This window comes from Rhodococcus sp. WY5, from assembly GCF_018588185.1.
In the GTDB taxonomy this organism is placed as follows: Bacteria; Actinomycetota; Actinomycetes; order Mycobacteriales; family Mycobacteriaceae; genus Rhodococcus_F; species Rhodococcus_F qingshengii.
Map to the genome: position 1 here is coordinate 515,199 of NZ_JAAMPR010000001.1, position 17,978 is coordinate 533,176.

General features: G+C 62.1%; 16 protein-coding genes and 1 riboswitch. Of the genes, 5 read left to right on the forward strand and 11 right to left on the reverse strand.

The genetic code is table 11. The annotated features are described in order from the left end of the window. Positions 1-264 precede the first annotated feature (264 nt). Positions 265-1,224, forward strand: a complete 960-nt coding sequence (locus G4D79_RS02330) for a DMT family transporter (RefSeq protein WP_099697779.1) — start codon at positions 265-267, stop codon at positions 1,222-1,224. Here the strand turns inward: G4D79_RS02330 and G4D79_RS02335 are convergent. Continuing rightward, a complete protein-coding gene (locus G4D79_RS02335) occupies positions 1,214-1,888 on the reverse strand; it encodes a TetR/AcrR family transcriptional regulator (protein ID WP_047269737.1) in 675 nt (224 codons plus the stop codon). The two genes, G4D79_RS02330 and G4D79_RS02335, sit on opposite strands and share 11 nt — an antisense overlap. A 158-nt stretch (positions 1,889-2,046) precedes the next feature. Here G4D79_RS02335 and G4D79_RS02340 point away from each other — a divergent pair, with 158 nt between their 5' ends. Next, complete coding sequence (locus G4D79_RS02340) at positions 2,047-3,549, forward strand: MFS transporter (RefSeq protein ID WP_099697780.1); 1,503 nt, start codon at positions 2,047-2,049, stop codon at positions 3,547-3,549. Between the two features lie 355 nt (positions 3,550-3,904). Here G4D79_RS02340 and G4D79_RS02345 read toward each other — a convergent pair whose 3' ends face one another. Both G4D79_RS02345 and G4D79_RS02350 read right to left on the reverse strand, forming a co-directional pair. Beyond that, positions 3,905-5,512: an ABC transporter substrate-binding protein gene (locus G4D79_RS02345; RefSeq protein WP_063315175.1), complete on the reverse strand. Its 1,608-nt coding sequence runs from the start codon at positions 5,510-5,512 to the stop codon at positions 3,905-3,907. Positions 5,513-5,646: 134 nt separating this feature from the next. Continuing rightward, positions 5,647-6,225, reverse strand: a complete 579-nt coding sequence (locus tag G4D79_RS02350) for a CGNR zinc finger domain-containing protein (protein ID WP_042450527.1) — start codon at positions 6,223-6,225, stop codon at positions 5,647-5,649. 63 nt (positions 6,226-6,288) lie between these two features. On the opposite strand from G4D79_RS02350, the gene G4D79_RS02355 reads away from it, so the two are divergent. Then, entirely contained in the window at positions 6,289-6,666 is a 378-nt protein-coding gene (locus G4D79_RS02355) for a hypothetical protein (protein ID WP_047269695.1), read from the forward strand. 92 nt (positions 6,667-6,758) lie between these two features. Then, on the forward strand, positions 6,759-7,103 hold the full coding sequence (locus G4D79_RS02360; protein WP_099697781.1) for a hypothetical protein: 345 nt from the start codon (positions 6,759-6,761) through the stop codon (positions 7,101-7,103). Here G4D79_RS02360 and G4D79_RS02365 read toward each other — a convergent pair whose 3' ends face one another. Beyond that, positions 7,104-8,315 carry a saccharopine dehydrogenase family protein gene (locus tag G4D79_RS02365; protein ID WP_099697782.1) on the reverse strand — a complete coding sequence of 404 codons (1,212 nt, stop codon included), beginning with the start codon at positions 8,313-8,315 and terminating at the stop codon, positions 7,104-7,106. Beyond that, positions 8,308-9,306 (reverse strand): S9 family peptidase, encoded by a 999-nt coding sequence (locus tag G4D79_RS02370; protein ID WP_180279604.1) that lies wholly within the window; start codon positions 9,304-9,306, stop codon positions 8,308-8,310. The genes G4D79_RS02365 and G4D79_RS02370 overlap by 8 nt, the downstream gene beginning before the upstream one ends. 143 nt (positions 9,307-9,449) lie before the next feature. Between G4D79_RS02370 and G4D79_RS02375 the strand changes: the two genes are divergently transcribed. Next, entirely contained in the window at positions 9,450-10,328 is an 879-nt protein-coding gene (locus tag G4D79_RS02375; RefSeq protein ID WP_054187927.1) for a DNA-binding transcriptional regulator, read from the forward strand. On the opposite strand, the gene G4D79_RS02380 is transcribed toward G4D79_RS02375, so the two are convergent. From G4D79_RS02380 to G4D79_RS02405, 6 genes are all read right to left on the reverse strand, one after another. Next, a complete protein-coding gene (locus G4D79_RS02380) occupies positions 10,307-10,921 on the reverse strand; it encodes a hypothetical protein (protein ID WP_003941149.1) in 615 nt (204 codons plus the stop codon). The two genes, G4D79_RS02375 and G4D79_RS02380, sit on opposite strands and share 22 nt — an antisense overlap. A gap of 210 nt (positions 10,922-11,131) precedes the next feature. Further along, positions 11,132-12,457, reverse strand: coding sequence for an aminotransferase class V-fold PLP-dependent enzyme (locus G4D79_RS02385; RefSeq protein WP_099697784.1), 1,326 nt, complete (start codon positions 12,455-12,457; stop codon positions 11,132-11,134). 53 nt (positions 12,458-12,510) lie between these two features. Beyond that, a riboswitch (SAM riboswitch) is annotated at positions 12,511-12,625 on the reverse strand. 60 nt (positions 12,626-12,685) lie between these two features. After that, complete coding sequence (locus G4D79_RS02390) at positions 12,686-14,221, reverse strand: CdaR family transcriptional regulator (RefSeq protein WP_099697785.1); 1,536 nt, start codon at positions 14,219-14,221, stop codon at positions 12,686-12,688. Then, on the reverse strand, positions 14,218-15,276 hold the full coding sequence (locus tag G4D79_RS02395) for a DUF917 domain-containing protein (RefSeq protein WP_058227984.1): 1,059 nt from the start codon (positions 15,274-15,276) through the stop codon (positions 14,218-14,220). Before G4D79_RS02395 ends, G4D79_RS02390 begins: the two co-directional genes overlap by 4 nt. A 6-nt stretch (positions 15,277-15,282) precedes the next feature. Then, entirely contained in the window at positions 15,283-16,392 is a 1,110-nt protein-coding gene (locus tag G4D79_RS02400; RefSeq protein WP_050655919.1) for a DUF917 domain-containing protein, read from the reverse strand. Continuing rightward, positions 16,389-17,969, reverse strand: coding sequence for a hydantoinase/oxoprolinase N-terminal domain-containing protein (locus G4D79_RS02405; RefSeq protein ID WP_099697786.1), 1,581 nt, complete (start codon positions 17,967-17,969; stop codon positions 16,389-16,391). The genes G4D79_RS02400 and G4D79_RS02405 overlap by 4 nt, the downstream gene beginning before the upstream one ends. Between the last annotated feature and the right edge of the window lie 9 nt (positions 17,970-17,978).

Below are 17,978 nucleotides of genomic sequence, written 5' to 3' on the forward strand. Positions count from 1 at the left end.
TTCCTGTTCTTTTGCTGGACGGATGTGGCCCGGAAAGCGAGCCCGACACAATCAATATACCCCCTATAGGTATATTGGAGATAACTTGAAGGTCTGCGCGTACAGCATCTCAGCACATAAACCATTGCAGGAGAACGAATAATGCGTCCCCAGTCTCGGATCACCTACAGCATCATGACACACTCAACCTTATACCTACCGGGGGTATAGGGTAGGTCTGGCATCGACCATCCATGTCCGCGTGGTCGTCGACGAAGAGGAGCAATGAAGAACTTGAAAGCAATCGGCAGCAGCCGATTCGCCGTAGTTGGAGCTTTGCTGTTGGTCGGCATGCTTTGGGGAAGCTCGTTCCCCCTGGTTGCTGTGGCAGCACCAACTCTCGGCGCCGTCGGCACGACGCACGGCCGCTTCATTGTTGCAGCGTTGGTTCTCGCGCTGATAACTGCTTCCAGCAGATCGACCTGGCGCGCGGTCGGTCATCGGTTTCCTGCATTCCTACTGCTGGCTGCCCTCAACGTCGCTGGGCCCCTGACACTTGTCGCAACTGCGATCGTCGGCCTCAACTCGTCGACGGCGTCGATCCTGAATGCCACGACTCCGATGTTCACCGTATTCGTCGCCGCTTTCTGGCTTCGACAAAAGATCACCTGGCGAAAACTCTCGGGGGTCGCGATCGGCATCGTCGGCGTCTCGGTGCTTGTCGGCGGAATTCCGTCAACGATCGACAGTCGCGCAATGCTGGCCATTGGCGCATCTTTGACCGCGGCGCTGCTGTACGCAGTCGGAGGTGTCTACGCACGAAAGTCGTTCCAGGACACTCCACCCCTGACGCTGGCCCTCGGCCAGCAACTTGCCGCGGTCGCCCTCTTGGTGCCGGTGTCCGCCGTCGCTCCCCCTCCGGGGCCCATAACCGTCGGCCCACTCATCGCCGTGGTAGCCCTGGGGCTGGGGGCTACCGCCGGTGGCTACCTGGTCTACTTCTGGATAATTCGTCAGGCGGGTCCAGTCGCGGCATCGGCCGTCACGCTTCTCGTTCCGATTTCGGCATCAGCTATCGGAGTGCTGTGGTTGCACGAACCTGTCACCTTCGCGCTCGTCGGCGGGCTCGTCGTCATTCTTGCCGGAGTCGGCTTGCTCCTGGATCTTCCACCGACGCGAGATCCATCCCGCAGGGTTGCCCCGGGGTGGGCGGCTAGCGCGGACAAACGGCCGGTCAGCGGCTGATCGGAGCCGTCCAAAGTCCGACCAGCGCGTCGACGAGATCGGTCGTGAAGTCCTCCCATGACGTGACCGCGTCCGGCCCCTCTTCGGCAAGCGTGCGCTCACGTTCGGCGAACATGTGCACGATCGCATTGCGTCCGATGTCCGCGCGGGCGCGTCGAACACTCATCGGCATGTCGGCCAGACAGTCAGAGAGTCCCCGAAGCGTCTCCTGCAGGGTGGGCGAGGCCAGTACCTCGTCGTAGACGATTTTCCGCAGGACCGGGTCGGTGAGAATCTGCGCGCTGAACCGCGCATACCAGGTCGGGCCACCCATTTCGGCGTAGTGATCGGTCGACGCCCGAACCAGACACGAAATCCAGTCACGAACATTTGTGGACCCTTCGATCTCACGCAGCAGTTCGCCACGGTTCTTCTCGACCTGCTGGGAATGCTTGTTCACGATCGCGCGGACCAGATCGGTCTTGGTTCCGAAGTGATATCCGACGGCAGCATTGTTGCCCTGACCTGCCGCCTCGCTCACCTGACGGTTCGAAACCGCGAAGACTCCATGTTCTGCGAACAACTGCTCGGCGACGGCGAGAATGCGGTCTCGGGTTGCAGCAGAGCGCGCGGAATTTGCGGCGCCGCCGACATCGGCCGACGCGTCCTCAGTCCTCGTAGTCATGGACACCATCATCCTCGACCATCCGAAGCTGCTCGGCACCGGAGATATTCGTCACGATCGGAGACACAGCCTTCCGTTAAGTCAGTCACTTGATTTAACTTTAGTTCAAGCAACTGACTTAAACCATTATTCGTTCTTCCTCCGATGGAGTTACCGCAATGTCGTCAACCACTTCACCACCACCGACAACGCCGCCACAGACAACGAAGTCGCCAGCCACCACCGCAGTGGTGGCTGTTCTGGCGTTTTCCGGCATCGTCGTCTCGCTCATGCAGACGCTGGTGATCCCGATCATCCCGCATCTGCCCGAGTACCTGAACGCGCCGGCGTCCGATACCGCGTGGGCTGTGACCGCCACGCTGCTCGCAGCTGCCGTCGCCGTCCCGACCATGGGCCGCTTGGGCGACATGTTCGGCAAACGGCGTCTACTCCTGATCAGCATGGCGCTGTTGGTCACCGGTTCGGTGGTCGGAGCACTCAGTTCGAGCGTTATCCCCCTCGTTGCCGGCCGAATCCTGCAGGGCCTTGCTGCCGGCGTCATTCCGCTGGGCATCAGTGTGATGCGCGACGTGCTTCCGCCCAAGAAGCTCGCCGGCGCTGTTGCGATGATGAGCGCTTCACTGGGAGTCGGTGGCGCTCTAGGTCTTCCGATCGCGGCTTTGATCGCCGAGTACGCCGACTGGCACGTCCTGTTCTGGGCGTCAGCCGTGCTCGGCGCTCTTGCGGCCGTTCTTGTTGTCGTCCTGGTCCCCGAATCGACGGTTCGCACAGGTGGCACGTTCGACTTCGGCGGGGCAATCTCGCTCTCAGCCGCCCTCATCGCTCTACTACTGGCCATTTCCAAGGGTGGCGACTGGGGTTGGACGAGCACGCTCACGCTTTCCCTGTTCGGCGCCGCGATCCTGATATTCGGATTCTGGGCTTGGTGGGAACTACGCACCCCCAAGCCGCTGGTGGATCTACGCGTATCCATCCGCCGCCAGGTGCTCTTCACCAACCTCGCATCGATCGTGTTCGGATTCGCGATGTTCGCCGCCAGCATGGTCTTTCCCCAGGTAGTCCAGTTGCCTGAAGTCACTGGTTACGGCCTAGGCGGTTCGATGCTCACCGCGGGTCTGGTCATGGCTCCCTCCGGCATCATCATGATGCTGATCTCTCCGCTGTCCTCACGTATCACCAATTCGCACGGCCCCAAGGTGACGCTCATGCTCGGCGCCGTTGTCGTCGCAATCGGTTACGGCATCGGCATTTTCGCCATGCACTCGATTTGGGAACTGATCGTGATCGCCGTGATCATCGGCGCCGGTACCGGTATGGCTTACGGCGCGATGCCCGCTCTCATCATGGGGGCTGTTCCTCCGTCCGAGACCGGTGCAGCCAACAGCTTCAACACCCTGATGCGCTCCCTCGGTACATCATTCGCCAGCGCCATCGCGGGTGTCGTCATCGCCCAGATGACCATGTCCATCGGTGGGGCAACGCTGCCGTCGGAGAACGCTTTCCGCGTCGTCATGGCCCTCGCTGCCGGATCCGCCGTCGTCGCACTCGTCCTGGCCGGTTTCCTCCCTCGGTTCAACAGCTCCAACTCCCGCAAGGAGATTGGTAGCCAGCACACCGATACGTCCCCGACCCCCTCGAAGGAATCCGTTCCGACACACTGAGCCAGCGCGCAATACACACTGCGCTGTACACACAGCCCGGCCCCGGCGGAGTCCAACTCCGTCGGGGCCGACGCGTTTCACACATTTTGCTGTTGATACACCTGCGGACGACAGTTTCGTGACATGCTCCGTTGAGATGGGTGCTCGTTCGATACTCGGGGAAAGGATGCCGCGATCGCCGCTCCTCGTGCTGACGTAGCCCTTGCTGTCGCCGCCGCTGCCGTCCTGGGCATAGGCGTCGGTGTCCTTCTTGCCGATGTCGTCGCCGGCCTGGCTGCAGGTGCGGGTGCTGCGGTGGTATTTCGGTTTGCTCTTCGGATGATCAATACCCGAAAGTGAGCGTTTGCCGAGGGTCCTACTTCAGGACACGGATCGCCGAGCCCGGAAGGATTCCGCTCGATGGCGGATAGATCGACGTTGCCCCGTTGAAGAACATGTGAGCGGGAGTCGTGGATACCGGCAGCAGGTCGACGTCCTTGAACAATGCCCGCTCACTTTCCTCCCAGACCTTGCAGGACTCGTCACCGGGAAGAAGCGAAGCCTCAGTGGACAATTCGATGTACTTCTTGTTGTCGAGGGAAGCGAAGTTCACTCCTTCAGGTTTGGGCGGGCCGGTGAAGTACTTGGCAAAGATGCTCGGCGTATCACTCCCCAGCGTCAAACCGATGGAAACGTCCCACGACGACAGGTCGGTGGTGCTGAATGTGTTGGCGATGACAAAACTGTAGTCGCCGCCGGTCAGTTTCACTCTCGCGCCCAGTCCTTCCCACTGTGTTGCCACGTATTCCGCGGCGGCAGAGTTCGTATCGCGTGAGTTGTTGAAAATCACGTTGAGGGCAAGCGGTCGCCCGTCCTTCGTCAGGATGCCGTCGGGACCCGCCTTCCAACCTGCGTCGGACAGCGTTTTCTTTGCTGCGTCGACGTCGAACTCGGGAATCGTTCCTTCAACACTGTTGTAGTCGCAGGCAAGGGGTTCCGAAACCGCGAGGGCACGTGCGCGGGTTCCTTTACCGCCGGTGGTGATCTCGGTGTAGTCGTCCAGGTCTACTGCCTGCACGAGGGCCTGCCGTACAGCACGGTCTGCCGTGGGTAGGGCCGCGAAATGATTGAAGATGAACTCGCCGGACAACGTGGTGTAAGTCTTCGAATCCAGACCCGCGGCCAAGACTCGTTCCTCGTCCGAACCGGTGACCGCTGCGGCATTCACTCCGCCGGTGAGAACAAGATTCGCCGTCGTACTGGGATCGGTGACAATCTTGATCGTCACTGTTTTCGGCACTCCGAGAGTGTCGGAAGTGGTCTCGCCGTTCGGACTCCAGGTGTAACCGTCGCGGCGTTCCATCGTGATGTGATCGTTCGGAACAACTTCGGTGACCTTGAACAGACCCGTTCCGTTACTACTCGAACGGATGCTGGCCGGATCTTCGAGCGTCGCAGCGCACGGAAGCCGCAACGCGCCGATTCGAGAGAGCAGGAAGGGCGCTGGCTCGGCGGTAGTCACCGTCAGTTCGTCACCGTCCGCTGAGGCCGAAGTCGACATCGGCACAGTGGATCCGCGTAGCGGTGAAGCGTTTTCAGGATCCATGACCCAGTTGATGTCATCGGCCGCGGTCTGTGCGGTGAAGGAAGTGCCGTCGGCACAAGTGATGCCCTTCTTGAGCACGAACTTCAGCGTGTTCCCTTCTTCACTCCAGCTCTCCGCCAGATAGGGACGCACAGTGCGTGTTTGCGCGTCGATGTCGATCAACGAATCGTACGAGTACGCGTTCACGATCTGAGTCGACGTAAGGTTGGTGATCAGAGGGTGCAGATTTCCGGGATCGGCGTTGATGACAGTCGTGAAACTGCCGTCCTTTGCATACTCACCGACTGAACCTTCGGGACTGGATGCGCCGCCACACCCGGCCAGGGTGAAAACGCCAACGCTGATAACTGCTGTCGCGGAGACAGAACGGGCTTTCATACGAGCCGCCATCTACTAGGAGTTGCCATGGCGACAATCGTGCGGGACTGACGTGGTCTGTATCTCGTTGAAGTTCCCCATACAGTCGGCCGTACTCTGTTCGATTGTCACTATCGACCGGGCAAGCGCAGACGCTAAGTACGACGCTGCCGTTGACGGTGATTCGCGACGTTGATTCGGTTGCCGCACAACGCCGGCATGCAGTAGCGGCGTCGCCCTCCACGGCTTGTATCGACGAACACCCCGTTGCACGTCGGCGAGGCGCATGGGCGGAATCGTTCGTACCCCAATGTGCGCAGAGTCCCCAGCAACGAGTAGCCGATCAACAGCGCAAGTTCGCCGGTGAGATTGATTCTGCTGTCCGGTACCGCATTCCATCGATAGTCGGACCGGGCATCAGGCACGAGTCGGACGTGATGCGGAACGGTCTGCAGGAGTCGATGAGTGCGATCAACGAGCTCATCAGAAGTCGGAGCATCGAGAATCGAACGAATCCCCTCTCTGAGTTCCTTGACCTCAGCAAGTTCACCGCTGGTAAGCCGACGTCCGTTGGTGAGCGCATCCGGCGAGAGTCCATGTTCGTCCAGTAGATCGTGAAGCGCCTGAGGGGCAGCCAACGCGTCACCTGCCTCCACCCACACGCGGGGCGAGGTATTGACCAAGTCGGTCGCAAACGACGCACCGGCGACGTAATCGTCTAAAACTACTTGCATCCCTTACCGTCCTGCCCTACCGTAATTGAATAACCTAACTTTACACCTTACGGAGGCGGCGGGATGGAACACTGCGCAGACCACAGGCTGCCCGAGATACTCCTCGACACCCACAACCGATTACGCCGCGCCGGCACCGTGGCGTCGGGGACACCCGTCGTTGCAGCCGATCTCTACTGGTCGATCGGAGCGCTCGCCCAATGCCTGACCGCGATGGACGAGGTCATTTCACAACTGGGAATCAACGCCCGAAAGCAGTTGCGAGCTGGAAAGTTCGATGTCCAGAGCGGACCGTTCGAAGGACAACCCGACGCTGCCCTGCTCACCGCAGTTCTTGCGCTCGCCCGAGCATCGAGCAGTTGCGAACCAGTTCAGACGGCAATCGGCAATGCCCAGATCGCGGTGAGCGATCTCGTCGTCTCAAGGCCCACCAGCGCCTGACACTCGGGCGGGCCACCCACCCCAGTAGAGACTGTATGGTTGGTTTTCGGCATCCGCCGAGAGCGTCGAACAGCAGGGACCGGGTTTTCACTGTGAGTACAGGGACATCAACGATCTACGAGGACAGGACCGTCCGGATCGACGATCAGGGCGTCACGATCCGCCACTACTACTTTCCGTTTGTCAGCAAGTTCGTCCTGTACTCGCAGATCGAATCCGTCGACCTCGGAGTCATGTCATGGCTGAGCGGACGCCTACGAATCTGGGGAACAACAGATTTCAGCTCGTGGTACAGCCTGGATCTTTCACGCCCGTGGAAGGAGACCGCGGTGGTACTCACTCTCGCCGGCCACGGATCGCCTTCGTTCAGCCCCAAGGACGCCGATCGCGTCGAGACCGAAATCCGCAGTCGCATCGAATCACACGCCGCGAACTGACTAGCGGAACTCGGATTCGACGGTGACGATCTCACTCCAGTCGGTTCGATCGAACAACCGCGCCAGCGCAGTGAACAGAACTTCCGGGTCGACGACGCTCTCGGGTGAGTGCACACCGATCCGATCCGAAATCGTTCCGTCGGCGAGCCGGGACACCACCTGAGCAAGGCCGAGCGCCAAGGGGATTCCGGTTGCACCGGCCATGTCCGACAGCAACTCCGACACCGGTGAATCGTCTGCAATCCGGGCCACGACGCGCATCTCTCGACCTTCGAGCGCCCCTGTCGCCGAGGCGAAGAACAACGGCAAGGATCCGTGGCCGGCGCGCGTGAGCATTCGAGGCGCAGCACGGATCATCCGTCCGAGCGAAGGCTTGCCCAATTCTTCAGCGGCCGAGTCGAGATCGATTCTCCCCTTGTCGATGTCGGCGCGGAGAACGTCGAGAAACGCCACGGTTTCCGGTGTGATGACCATCAGATTTGCCGAATGCCCCGCAGGATTGATGGTCCGATGAAACATCACCGGCTCCGGATGCCCGACCACGTAAGCGTTCCCCCGACGTCCGCCGGGCAGTTCGAGTGCGATGGAACGCAACGGTTCTTCGTTGACGATTCGCCCCGCACGAACCACCGGAACCTGGCCGCTGATCTGTTGCATCCAGTGAACGGCGGCTGCACTCAATGTGTCCACCGACTCGTCCTCGCCCTCGACATCAACCGGCCAGGCTGTATACAGATCGTCGACCACGTCCAATCGCGAGACTGCCATCGCGGCCAGGAGGTTACTCATCCCGGGACTTGCGCCCATGCCGACTACCGCACAGATTCCGGCTCCCCTCGCGGCACAGTCCAATTCCAGCATGTCGACGGCCGGCTCCCAGTCGTCGCAGATGTCGAGATAGTGAGTCCCGGTCTCGATCGCTGCCTGGAGAATGCCGACGCCGAAACGGAAGAACGGTCCGACCGTATTGACGACCACGTCTGCGCCGTCAAGCAATTCACGTAGCGTGCGACCGTCCGTGACGTCGATGCTGCGCGCCTCGACTTCCGCTGACGCCTGCGCCAGTTCAACTGAAAGACGCTTCGCAGCATCGATATCGCGATCCGCGACTACTACCTTGCCGATTCCCGGCAATGTTGCGGCCAGACGAACTGCTGCCGAGCCCATGGCACCGGCACCACCCAGTGCGACAACCGTGATTCCGTCAGCCATGAATTCCCTCCAAAAATGCAGTCTGATCCGCTAGACAGCCGGGAGCGAAGATCGAACGGGGAGCAAGGACGGCCACCAGAGCGGACCTCACTTCCGAGTCTTCGAGATCCTTGTCCACGATCGAATGCGTAGCGTCGGGGTACTTCTTGACCACCAATTGCCCTGGAGTGTCCAACAATTCGCGATACACCCTTTCGGTATCAGCCACGTCGACGTTGACGTCTTGTCCGCCGATGATCAAGAGCACCGGAACCTTCACGGTTTCGAGATCGGCTCGCGCATCCGAGAGGTAGTTCTTTCGGATGAAGTTCCACCGGTCTTCGGTGAGACCGTCGGCCTCGCCGGAGGCCACGAGATCGTCGAACGATGCATCACGGGCCAACTGATCCAAGTTCTTCGCACGATCGACCCGCGCTTTCTCGAACTCGTCGGCCGACGCATTTCTCTCGGAAAGTTCGGCTAGGGTATTGAATTCGCCTTGTTGGAGCCAGTTGATCGCGGGACCCACGGCAATGACGAACGCTACGTCCGGGTCGAGGTTCACCACCTTGGGCATCACCCACCCTGCCTGGCTTGCACCCCACAGACCGATCCGAGACGGATCGATATCCGAACGTCCCCGCGCCCACTCGATTGCCGCTTCCGTTTCTGCCGCGCGATCGTCCATGCTCTGGTCGAGCCAATTGCCCGGTGCCCCATTCACCCCCGGCTTGTCCCAGGAGAGTGACGCGTACCCCGCCTTTGCGAACGCCTCCCACACCGGTCGATAGAACGTCTCATGTGTTGCATCGACCGGGCCGTCTCCGTGGACGAAAACCACGAGCCCGAAGGGACCGTCACCGTGTTCGGGCAGTGCAAGGACTCCCTGGAGCGGCACCGATCCCCCGGTGATCGTCACTTTTTCCTCACGGATGTCATAGGTGTTCTGGTACAGCGTCCAGCCCACCAGAGTCGCGATCAGAACAACGACCACCGCCAGGGAAGTAACCATCCACCTGCGTAAACGAGGCTTACTCTTGCCCTCGCTCATCGATTCCGCTGCCATCTTCCCGCCCTAACGTACGAATTTGAAACGATCGTATTGCATTCGATAGTACAGTTGTGGGCGAAGATGTCGAGAAGCGAGGAAAGGACATGGCGATGACCGACAGGGACGTCGATGTACCCACGAGGATCTTGATCGAGGGACTACTGCGCACGGACGGAACTGTCGACGGGCACACCCTCTATGCCACCGCCGACGCCCTCGGCAAAACTGATCAACAGGTTCGGCTGTGCATCAAGCGGTTGGTCACCGAGGGGAAGTTCACTCAGGAAGGTCGCGGGCGGCAGGCCACGCTACGAGCAACGCCGAAAGCCCTGCGCGAGATGGAACCCGACGTCGAATTCGTTCGGCTGGCCTATCGACAAGACCGCGACACTGTGACGCCGTGGGACGGGTACTGGCACCTGGCCGGATTCGCAATTCCGGAGTCGTCACGGAAAGGGCGAGATGCGCTGCGCACCAGGGTCGTTTACCTCGGCGGCGCGCTCGTCCAGGGCGGTCTGTACGTCTCGCCGCACGCCTGGGAACCGTATATTCGCGATGCGGCCGCCGAACTCGACGTCGAACAGCACCTGTCTTCTCTCACCACTCGAGATCTGAAAGTGGGCACTCTCGAAGACCCCGTGAAGATTGCCGCGCAGTTGTGGCCACTGGACCAGATCGCTGACGGATACGAACGGCTACTCGACGTAGCGACCGCACGCCTGCACAAACTGCAGAACAGTCCGGGTACCGATGCTGTCACGATGACCATCGAACTCGCGGCGGAATTCACGCGAGCCATGGAACCGGATCCGCTGTTGCCGCCGGAACTACTGCCCACCAACTGGATCGGCACGAGGGCTCGGTCGATCACTGCGCAGTGCTGGACGCTTCTGGCACAGGTGGACGGTGCCGACGAATTACCGTCGCTGTTCCACCTGTACGCAGATGCAATCGGTGACGATCAGGACGCAAGCGTGCGCTGACGGGGCGGCAGTCCGAAACGCCCGAGAACCTCGTCGACTGCGGTGGACGGTGTGACAAGTCCGCGATCCTGAAGCCACGGAATGGTGCTGTCCACCAGATGCTCGAGCGTGCGAGGCAATGCGAGAGGCAGCAACGTAACGCCGTCGGCGACCTCCGCAGCTCGGATATCGGCGATCAAACTGCCGAGACCGGAAGGCGTTCCGACGTAATGAAGCGAAACGGGAACCCGCGGCGAGGTCAACGCGCTGTCCAACTGCGCAAGCTCCTTACGAGCGGAGCGAGCCTCCGGCGCGATCAGAATCTCGAGATCGACCAGCACTGCGACGCTGTCGGGATCGCGTCCTTCTTCGGCGACGGCAGCGCGTATCCGTGCGCGTTCGAGCTGTGCCTCACGCAGATCCGCAGCGCGAATCCGAACCACATTGGTAGGGAATGAAGCCAAATCGAGAGCCTTTTCACCCTCGGTGAGGTCCACCCAGTAGTCGCCGCCGATGATGGGCAGGTTGCCGGGTGCGCCCTCAGCGGCCGGATGGTGACCGGATCCGGTCAACTCGACCGCTACGTGCAGAGAATGCGAAGCGAGTGAAGACATGTGAGACCTCCGAAAATCAGAAAAGTATGGGATGAGCGAGACGAATCGTCAGCTCGAACACATTCCTGAAGAGGTGCGGCACAGATCGACATGGCGACGGCACCACTGACCGAGAGTGATGCTCACTCTCGAAGGGGTGGCGGGAAAATCCGCTGGTGCCATGGCTGCCATGCTAGTTGTCCGTTCGAGTTTTCGGGGACCGAGCTCAGCTCAGACGCACTCGGCTGCGCCGGCATTGTCGTCTGCGGCTCCGAGGAAGGGGCGGGTCTCGGGCACAGGGTTCCACGCACCTGCCGTCTTCGCGTACTTCCAATCACGCTGATTCGAAACCAGGATGTTCACGGCGTCGACCAACCGCGTCACGTCGTCCGAGCTGCTACCGAGGCCGAGGCTGGCGCGAACTGCACCGCCGGAGAGGCCGAGGCGCGCGAGAACCGGATGTGCGCAGAAGCGACCGTCGCGAACTCCGATGCCGTGCTCGGCGGAGAGGAATGCGGCGATCTCGCCCGCTTCGAATCCGTCGACGGTGAAGGTGACGATTCCGACGGCGTCGGGAGCGTCGTTCCACAGTCGCACGAGTGAGACGCCCTCGATGGCGGACAAGCCGTCAGTGAGCTGGGCGGTGAGCGCCTTCTCATGCTCGGCGATCACGTCGAAGTCCAGGGCGTGCAGGGTTTCGCAGGCGGTCGCGATGGCTGCCGCACCGAGCACGTTGGGGGAACCCGCCTCGTGGCGTGCGGGCGCGCAAGCCCACTCGGTGGATTCGATGGTCACCTCACGCACGGCGCCGCCGCCGGCGAGGTACGGCTGAGCTTCGTCGAGCCAGTCACGGCGGCCGACGAGAACGCCGGCGCCGAAGGGCGCGTACAGCTTGTGGCCCGAGAACGCTACGTAGTCGACGCCGCATTCCTGCAGGTCGATGCGACGGTGGGGAGCCAACTGAGCAGCGTCGACGAGGATACGTGCGCCGCAACGGTGAGCGATGTCAGCCAAACGTGCAATCGGCAGGATCTCACCGGTCACGTTGGAGGCCCCGGTGATTGCGAGCAGCGCGGCAGGCTTGGTGCACAGTTCACCGATCAGACGCTCGATCGTTTCTTCGATGGTGTCTGCGGCGGTGACGATACGAGCGTCGTTCCACGGCAACAGGTTTGCGTGATGCTCGACGTCGAGGACGACGGTGCTGCCGGGGACGCACTGCGCAAGCAGGTTCAGCGAATCGGTGGTGTTCCGGGTGAAGACGACAACCTGATCGTCGGCACAGTTCACGAAACGAACAACGGATTCACGAGCGTTCTCGTAGGTGAGCGTGGAGATCCGGGACGCGTAGCCGGCACCGCGGTGGACGCTGGCGTACGTGGGCAACAATTCGGCGATACGGTCGGTGACCTGGGCCAATGCCGGCGCGCTGGCCGCGTAGTCGAAGTTGGCGTAGGAGCATTCGCCGCCCTGAACCAATGGAACCTGCAGGTCGGCACCCGAAACCTTGGCAATCGCGGTGGTGTAGCAGGTGTCGGCACTCAATACAGCAGTCATCGAAGACAATCCTCACGTTCAAGGACTCGTTCGTCGGGAGATGGCCCCGGAAGAGTCCGCGCTTGCCGCATTCGTTTTCGAACGCAGCCGGGTCGTCACCCGGAGCACCCCACCGCGGAGGAGGGTTGCCGACCAGCAAGCCGGGGCTGAACACTGGTACTCGTGACCTGGCAACGAGGATGGCAGGAACCTCCCGCGCTTGTCAAGACGAAGCTGCGAAGACCGTCGTCACGGCGCGATCGTCCGGCAGGCGAGGTGGAGCGCAAGCCTGGTTTCCGGATCGGCCAGATCGACCGAGAGAAGGCGCTGAATTCTATCGATCCGACTCGATACCGTGTTGCGGTGCAAGCCCATTCGGGTTGCGGTGTGAGCCAGAGACGATTCTTCGTCGAGGTACGTCGACAGAGTCTCGAGCAACTCTCCATTGGAATCGCGTAGCGGTGCGAGCAATGCCGCAGCCGCAGGCTGGAAGGTGTCGGTTCGCGTCCACGCCAGCAGCAACTGCGCCAGCCCGAGGCGGTCCACGTGCAGGAATCGACCTGTTTGAGATCGGGAACCGGCGAGCCGAGCGGCATCCCCGGCCTCCGACAGGGACGAACCGATTCCAGCCGGACCGTCGTGTGCGCGTCCCACACCTACCCAGGTCTCCATCGTGGGTTCCAACCTGGCCTGAGCTGCACGGATGCACTCGGCGATCCTGGTGATCGCCTCCGGTCGCGGCTCACCTGGCAGAGTCGTCCACGCCGCCCAGCCGTCAGCCTGTTCCACGACATTGGCGTCGATTCCCTCGGCGGCGAGAGCATCTGCAACCTCGCTGCGTCTTGCCACCAGGTCGACCTCACCGACCGCCAGGACTTTGATGCCGATGTGCCATCCGTCCAGCATCCAACCCGCGTCGAGTGCGCGCCGGAGCAGTCCGGGTGTGGCGTCTGCTGACGTGTCGATCAGTTCACCGAGCAACGCGCTACGCCGGCGCGCTTCACGCTCGTCGACCATGCGCGCAACGGCCAGTCGGTGCCCGGCAGCCAACGAGGCCACGTCGAGAACCACTGAGAGAGAAGCCTCTTCGACGCTTTGACGCACCGGGAGCAGCACCGCCAGCCAGGGCTCTCGGGCTGCGCCGGACATCACCGGGCACGCAATCAGGACCCCGCCGGAGTCCAATTCGACCGTGGTGGGCGCCCCGCGACCCGACAACATACCGGCAGCTGCTCGATCAGCGTCTGACAACAGGTCGGCGCCGGTCATCGGACGTCCGGACGAGTCCAGGAGAAAGAATGAACGCTGAAAAGTGTTCAGTAGCACCGACAGAAAATTCTCGACGCTTCCTCCGGCTCGTTGGCCCGCGTGTGTCGCCCGCAGTACTGCGTCGGCCATCACCGCCCGCGAATTCGAGAGAAGATCACGAAGATCCACGCTGAACTGCCACGGGTCGGATACTCCGAGCACCACCAGTCCGAGCCGATCGGCAAGCAACGAGAGATTCGCATCCTCCGCCGCAGCGCTGTGCACAGCGACCACCTGGCAGCCGGTCGCCGCTGTGCGCCGAAGGAGAGCGTCGAATCTCCACTCCCCGATGTCGATTCGATCGAGAATCACCAGAACTGATCCTGAACTCGCCGCACCCGACACGGCCTCGGCCGACTGTGCCGATTCCCCGGTGAGTGCTCCCACTGTCGTCACGACGGGATCACCCTCCCCGGCAAGTCGATACAGCCCGACAAAGGCCGGGTTGTTCAGCAACGCCGAAACACTCGCGCTCATCGCGCCTCCATCAGCACTGCGTCGTGGTCGATCCCGAATGCCCGCGGGCCGACAACTTTCAATCTGCCCACTTCTTCCGCCCACCACTGTGGACCGGGAAGAACCAACACGGCCACATCGTGCCCCTGGTGCACGGATTCACACGAGACGAAGGCGCCGGTCCGCACGTCGAGCAACGTCACGATGTCCGGGCACGTTGCAATCATCTCGCCGTCCAACGCGACGGTCAGGAACTCACTCTCGAATTCGACTCGTATCACCGCAGAATCGTGTTCGAGAATCACGCTGCCCCGACGATCGCCGGTGTCCGGACGACTACGACGGACCGCACGCACCCGGCCAGTCCCCATTACCAGGGCCCCGGAGCTCTCCGCGATCTCCTGCCAACTGCCCAGGGCCCCGATGTGCTGACCCAGTTCGTATGCTCGGGAGAGAGTTCCCGGAATGCACGCCTCCTGCACCGTCCGCGCATCGATCGACGCGATCGCCAGAGCGCCCCAACCGCTGGTTCTCCCGATCAACGACCGCACTGCTACCTCGGCGCCGAGCACATCCACTCCGTCGACGACGGTAATGAGGCCGCCGGGCTGGGCGAGTGTGACCGGGCACAATTCCAACCCGGCTGCGGCGAGAGAGAAGTGATCGAGCCGCGGCATCGCTCGACCCAGCAGGTCCGCGTCGACCACGGGAATTCCCAACGCCAACGCCGCCGCAATGCCGGAGAGAGCGTTGAGTCCACCGCCTTCGAAAGTCATCACCGCGGTCGGACGCTTCCCGGTCCAGCGCGTCAAAGCTGCTGCAGTATCTGCAAACTCACGCCCGGAGGGCAATTGCTCCTCCAAGGCCAGGGCCGATCCGACGATTCCCACCGGCATCACCAATGCCTCCTCCGGCAACTGGTCCGGCGCGATGACCTCCACCGAAGTAGACGTCATCAGTGGACGCAGCAATTCCACGAACAAGCGTGGATCGCCGCCCCCGCCGCAGCCCAGGACCACCGCCCCCGCTGCGATCGCGTCGAGGTCGGCCTCCCGGACCGCGTGCAGCCTGCTCACGGCTCGCTATTCTGCCAGTACAGGTTGCTCGAGTGTCTCCACCGGCAGGAACGGGCGATCGAGCCCGAAGCTAGCCGGGCCGAAGACCGCCAGTGCCTCCGGGGTTCTCATGATGGGTGGGGTCGCGATCCCGATGACCGCAACGCGCTGCCCGTACCGCAAGCCCTCGGTGGTGATGGGTTCGGCGGTATCGGCCTCGACGATGCAGATCAGGTCTGGCACGATCGCCACCATCACTCCGGATTGGACGGCGATCAGATTTTCGTTCTGGAACTGAACTTCCAGCTCTTCGTCTCCGACGCCGGCGATCCGCACCGAACCGCGAGCGAACCCCTCATCGGTTCGCCTGTCGACATCGATCACCTTGCCGTGAAAGAGAACTCGCCCGTATCCGTAGAGCGTGTCGGCGAGACTGTCGACAAGCGCCTGCACCGGGTCCACCCGCTGCTCACGTGAAAGTCTGATGGACCGGCCGATGGTCATGGCCAACGACAGAGTCCGTGGGATCGCCGTCCGCTTCACATCTGCACCCGTCATCGAGTACTGCGCGATGTGCGCCATCCCACCGAACCTCGACGTCACCCCGCGGGCGAGGCCCTCCAATCTGCTGTTGTCACTTCCGGTGTCGAAGATCGCCACCTCGTCGTGCTCGTTCGCCATGGCGAGCGGACTCGCCGAAATCCCGTACACCGAGAAGGTTTCCATCTCGAGCTGAGGAAAGGCTCGTCCCATCCCGTCGGCGTCGACAACCGGCAGGCCGCGCCGCGCGGCCACCAGCAACGGAATCATCGAATTGATTCCGCCGCACTCCATCGGCATCGTGGCATCTGCAGTTCGACCCGTGTGCTTCTCCAACGTGATCAGCGCCAGCTCGGGTTCGGTTCCGCGCGGCATCTTCTCGACCACGACGGTCGGTGCACCCATCTGCGCGACGGGGATCACCCACGCGTCGTCGTCGAGCTCCTCCGGATCCAGAATCGTGATTTCACCGGCTTCCCCGAGCGCCTGCGTGACCAACATCTTGCCGACGAACGGATCTCCCCCGCCGCCGGTCCCCAACAAGGCTGCGCCCCTGGCGAGGTCGTCGAGGTCTGCCGTTCGTAGTGTCCAACTCATCGTGAGCCTTCCTGACCGGTGGAGACCAGACCACTGTGCAGTGCCAAGTCACCGACTGCCTTCACTCGAATACGTGTTGCGTTGCCCGGCAGATACGGAATCGGGACCTCGTCGAACTCCACGATCTGCACCGACTCGGGCCGTGCGCCTGCTGCGACTGCCCGATCGATCGCCTCCTGGCGAGCGTCGTCGGCAAGAATCTGCCTGCGCCCGTCCCGTACCGCTTCGACTCGATCTACCTCACCACTGACCTGCGCGATCGCAGCGCCGATCGCATTGGCAACGTCGAAGCGCTCAGGACGAATCACCGTTCCCAGGCCGGGAAGTTCGTGCTCCAGTAAAACCGATCCCCCGCCAACCGCCACAACGGGAAGTGGATCCGACGTGGTCCGCATCTGTTCCACGGCGTCGGCGACCCGGCGCGAGATCCGGTCGAGTGCCGTCGACACCAGGCCGCGGTCGAGGTGCGCCACCGCACTGCGATCTCCGACGTCGGCCAAGCCTGCCGCGACGGCTATGTCGGTGGCCGTCAACGTGTCACCGCCGAATACGAGTGCCCGTGAACCCAATTCGTATCCCACAGATTCGGGTCCGACTGTGAGTCCGTCTGCATCCACCAGCGAACCACCACCGATACCGATCGAGAAGACGTCCGGCATACGGAAATTGGTCCGTACCCCGGCGACCGTCACCTCCGTGGTGGCTTCTCGCGGGAAACCGTTGGTCAATACGCCCACGTCGGTAGTGGTACCTCCGATGTCGATCACCGCACAGCTGGCCAGACCGGACAGCACAGCGGCGCCTCGCATGGAGTTGGTCGGCCCCGAAGCGAAAGTCGCCACCGGATAACGCCTCGCGTACTCGATGTCCATCAAGGTTCCGTCGTTCTGGCTCAGGTACAGCGGCGCGACAATGCCGTGCTCGACCAAAGATCGGGCAAGACCGTCGACGATGTGATCGGCGAGCTCGCGCAGCGCAGCATTGATGATGGTCGCGTTCTCCCGCTGAAGTAGACCCACTCGACCGATCTCGTGCGAGAGCGAAATTGCGACGTCCGGGCCGAGTTCCTCACGCACGATCTCCGCGGCGGCCGCTTCGCATTCGAGATTGACCGGAGAGAACACCGAAGATATTGCGACCGAACGAGTACCGCTGCGAGCCATATCGGCGGCATGGCGGCGAATCTCGTCGGGGTCCAGCGACGAAATACGACGACCGTCGAACTCGTGCCCACCGTGAGCGAGGTAGCGCCTTCCTTGCACAGCGGAGACCAGGTCTCGCGGCCACCCCACCATCGGCGGAAGCGCCGCGGTCGCCGGAAGCCCCAATCGCAGAGCCGCTGTCGGTGCAAGTCCGCGTTGCTCGATGAGAGCGTTGAGAAAGTGCGTCGTGCCGATCATCACTGCTTGAACAGCGCTGGGAGAGAACGAGTACTGCTGCTGCAGCGCCGTCAGAGCTCCGCCGATTCCGCCGGTGATGTCCTTGCTGGTCGAGTGTTTGACATGCCCGATGACGGTGGTCCCGTCCATCAGGACCGCGTCGGTGTTCGTACCACCGACGTCGATTCCGATTCGCATCGCGAACTC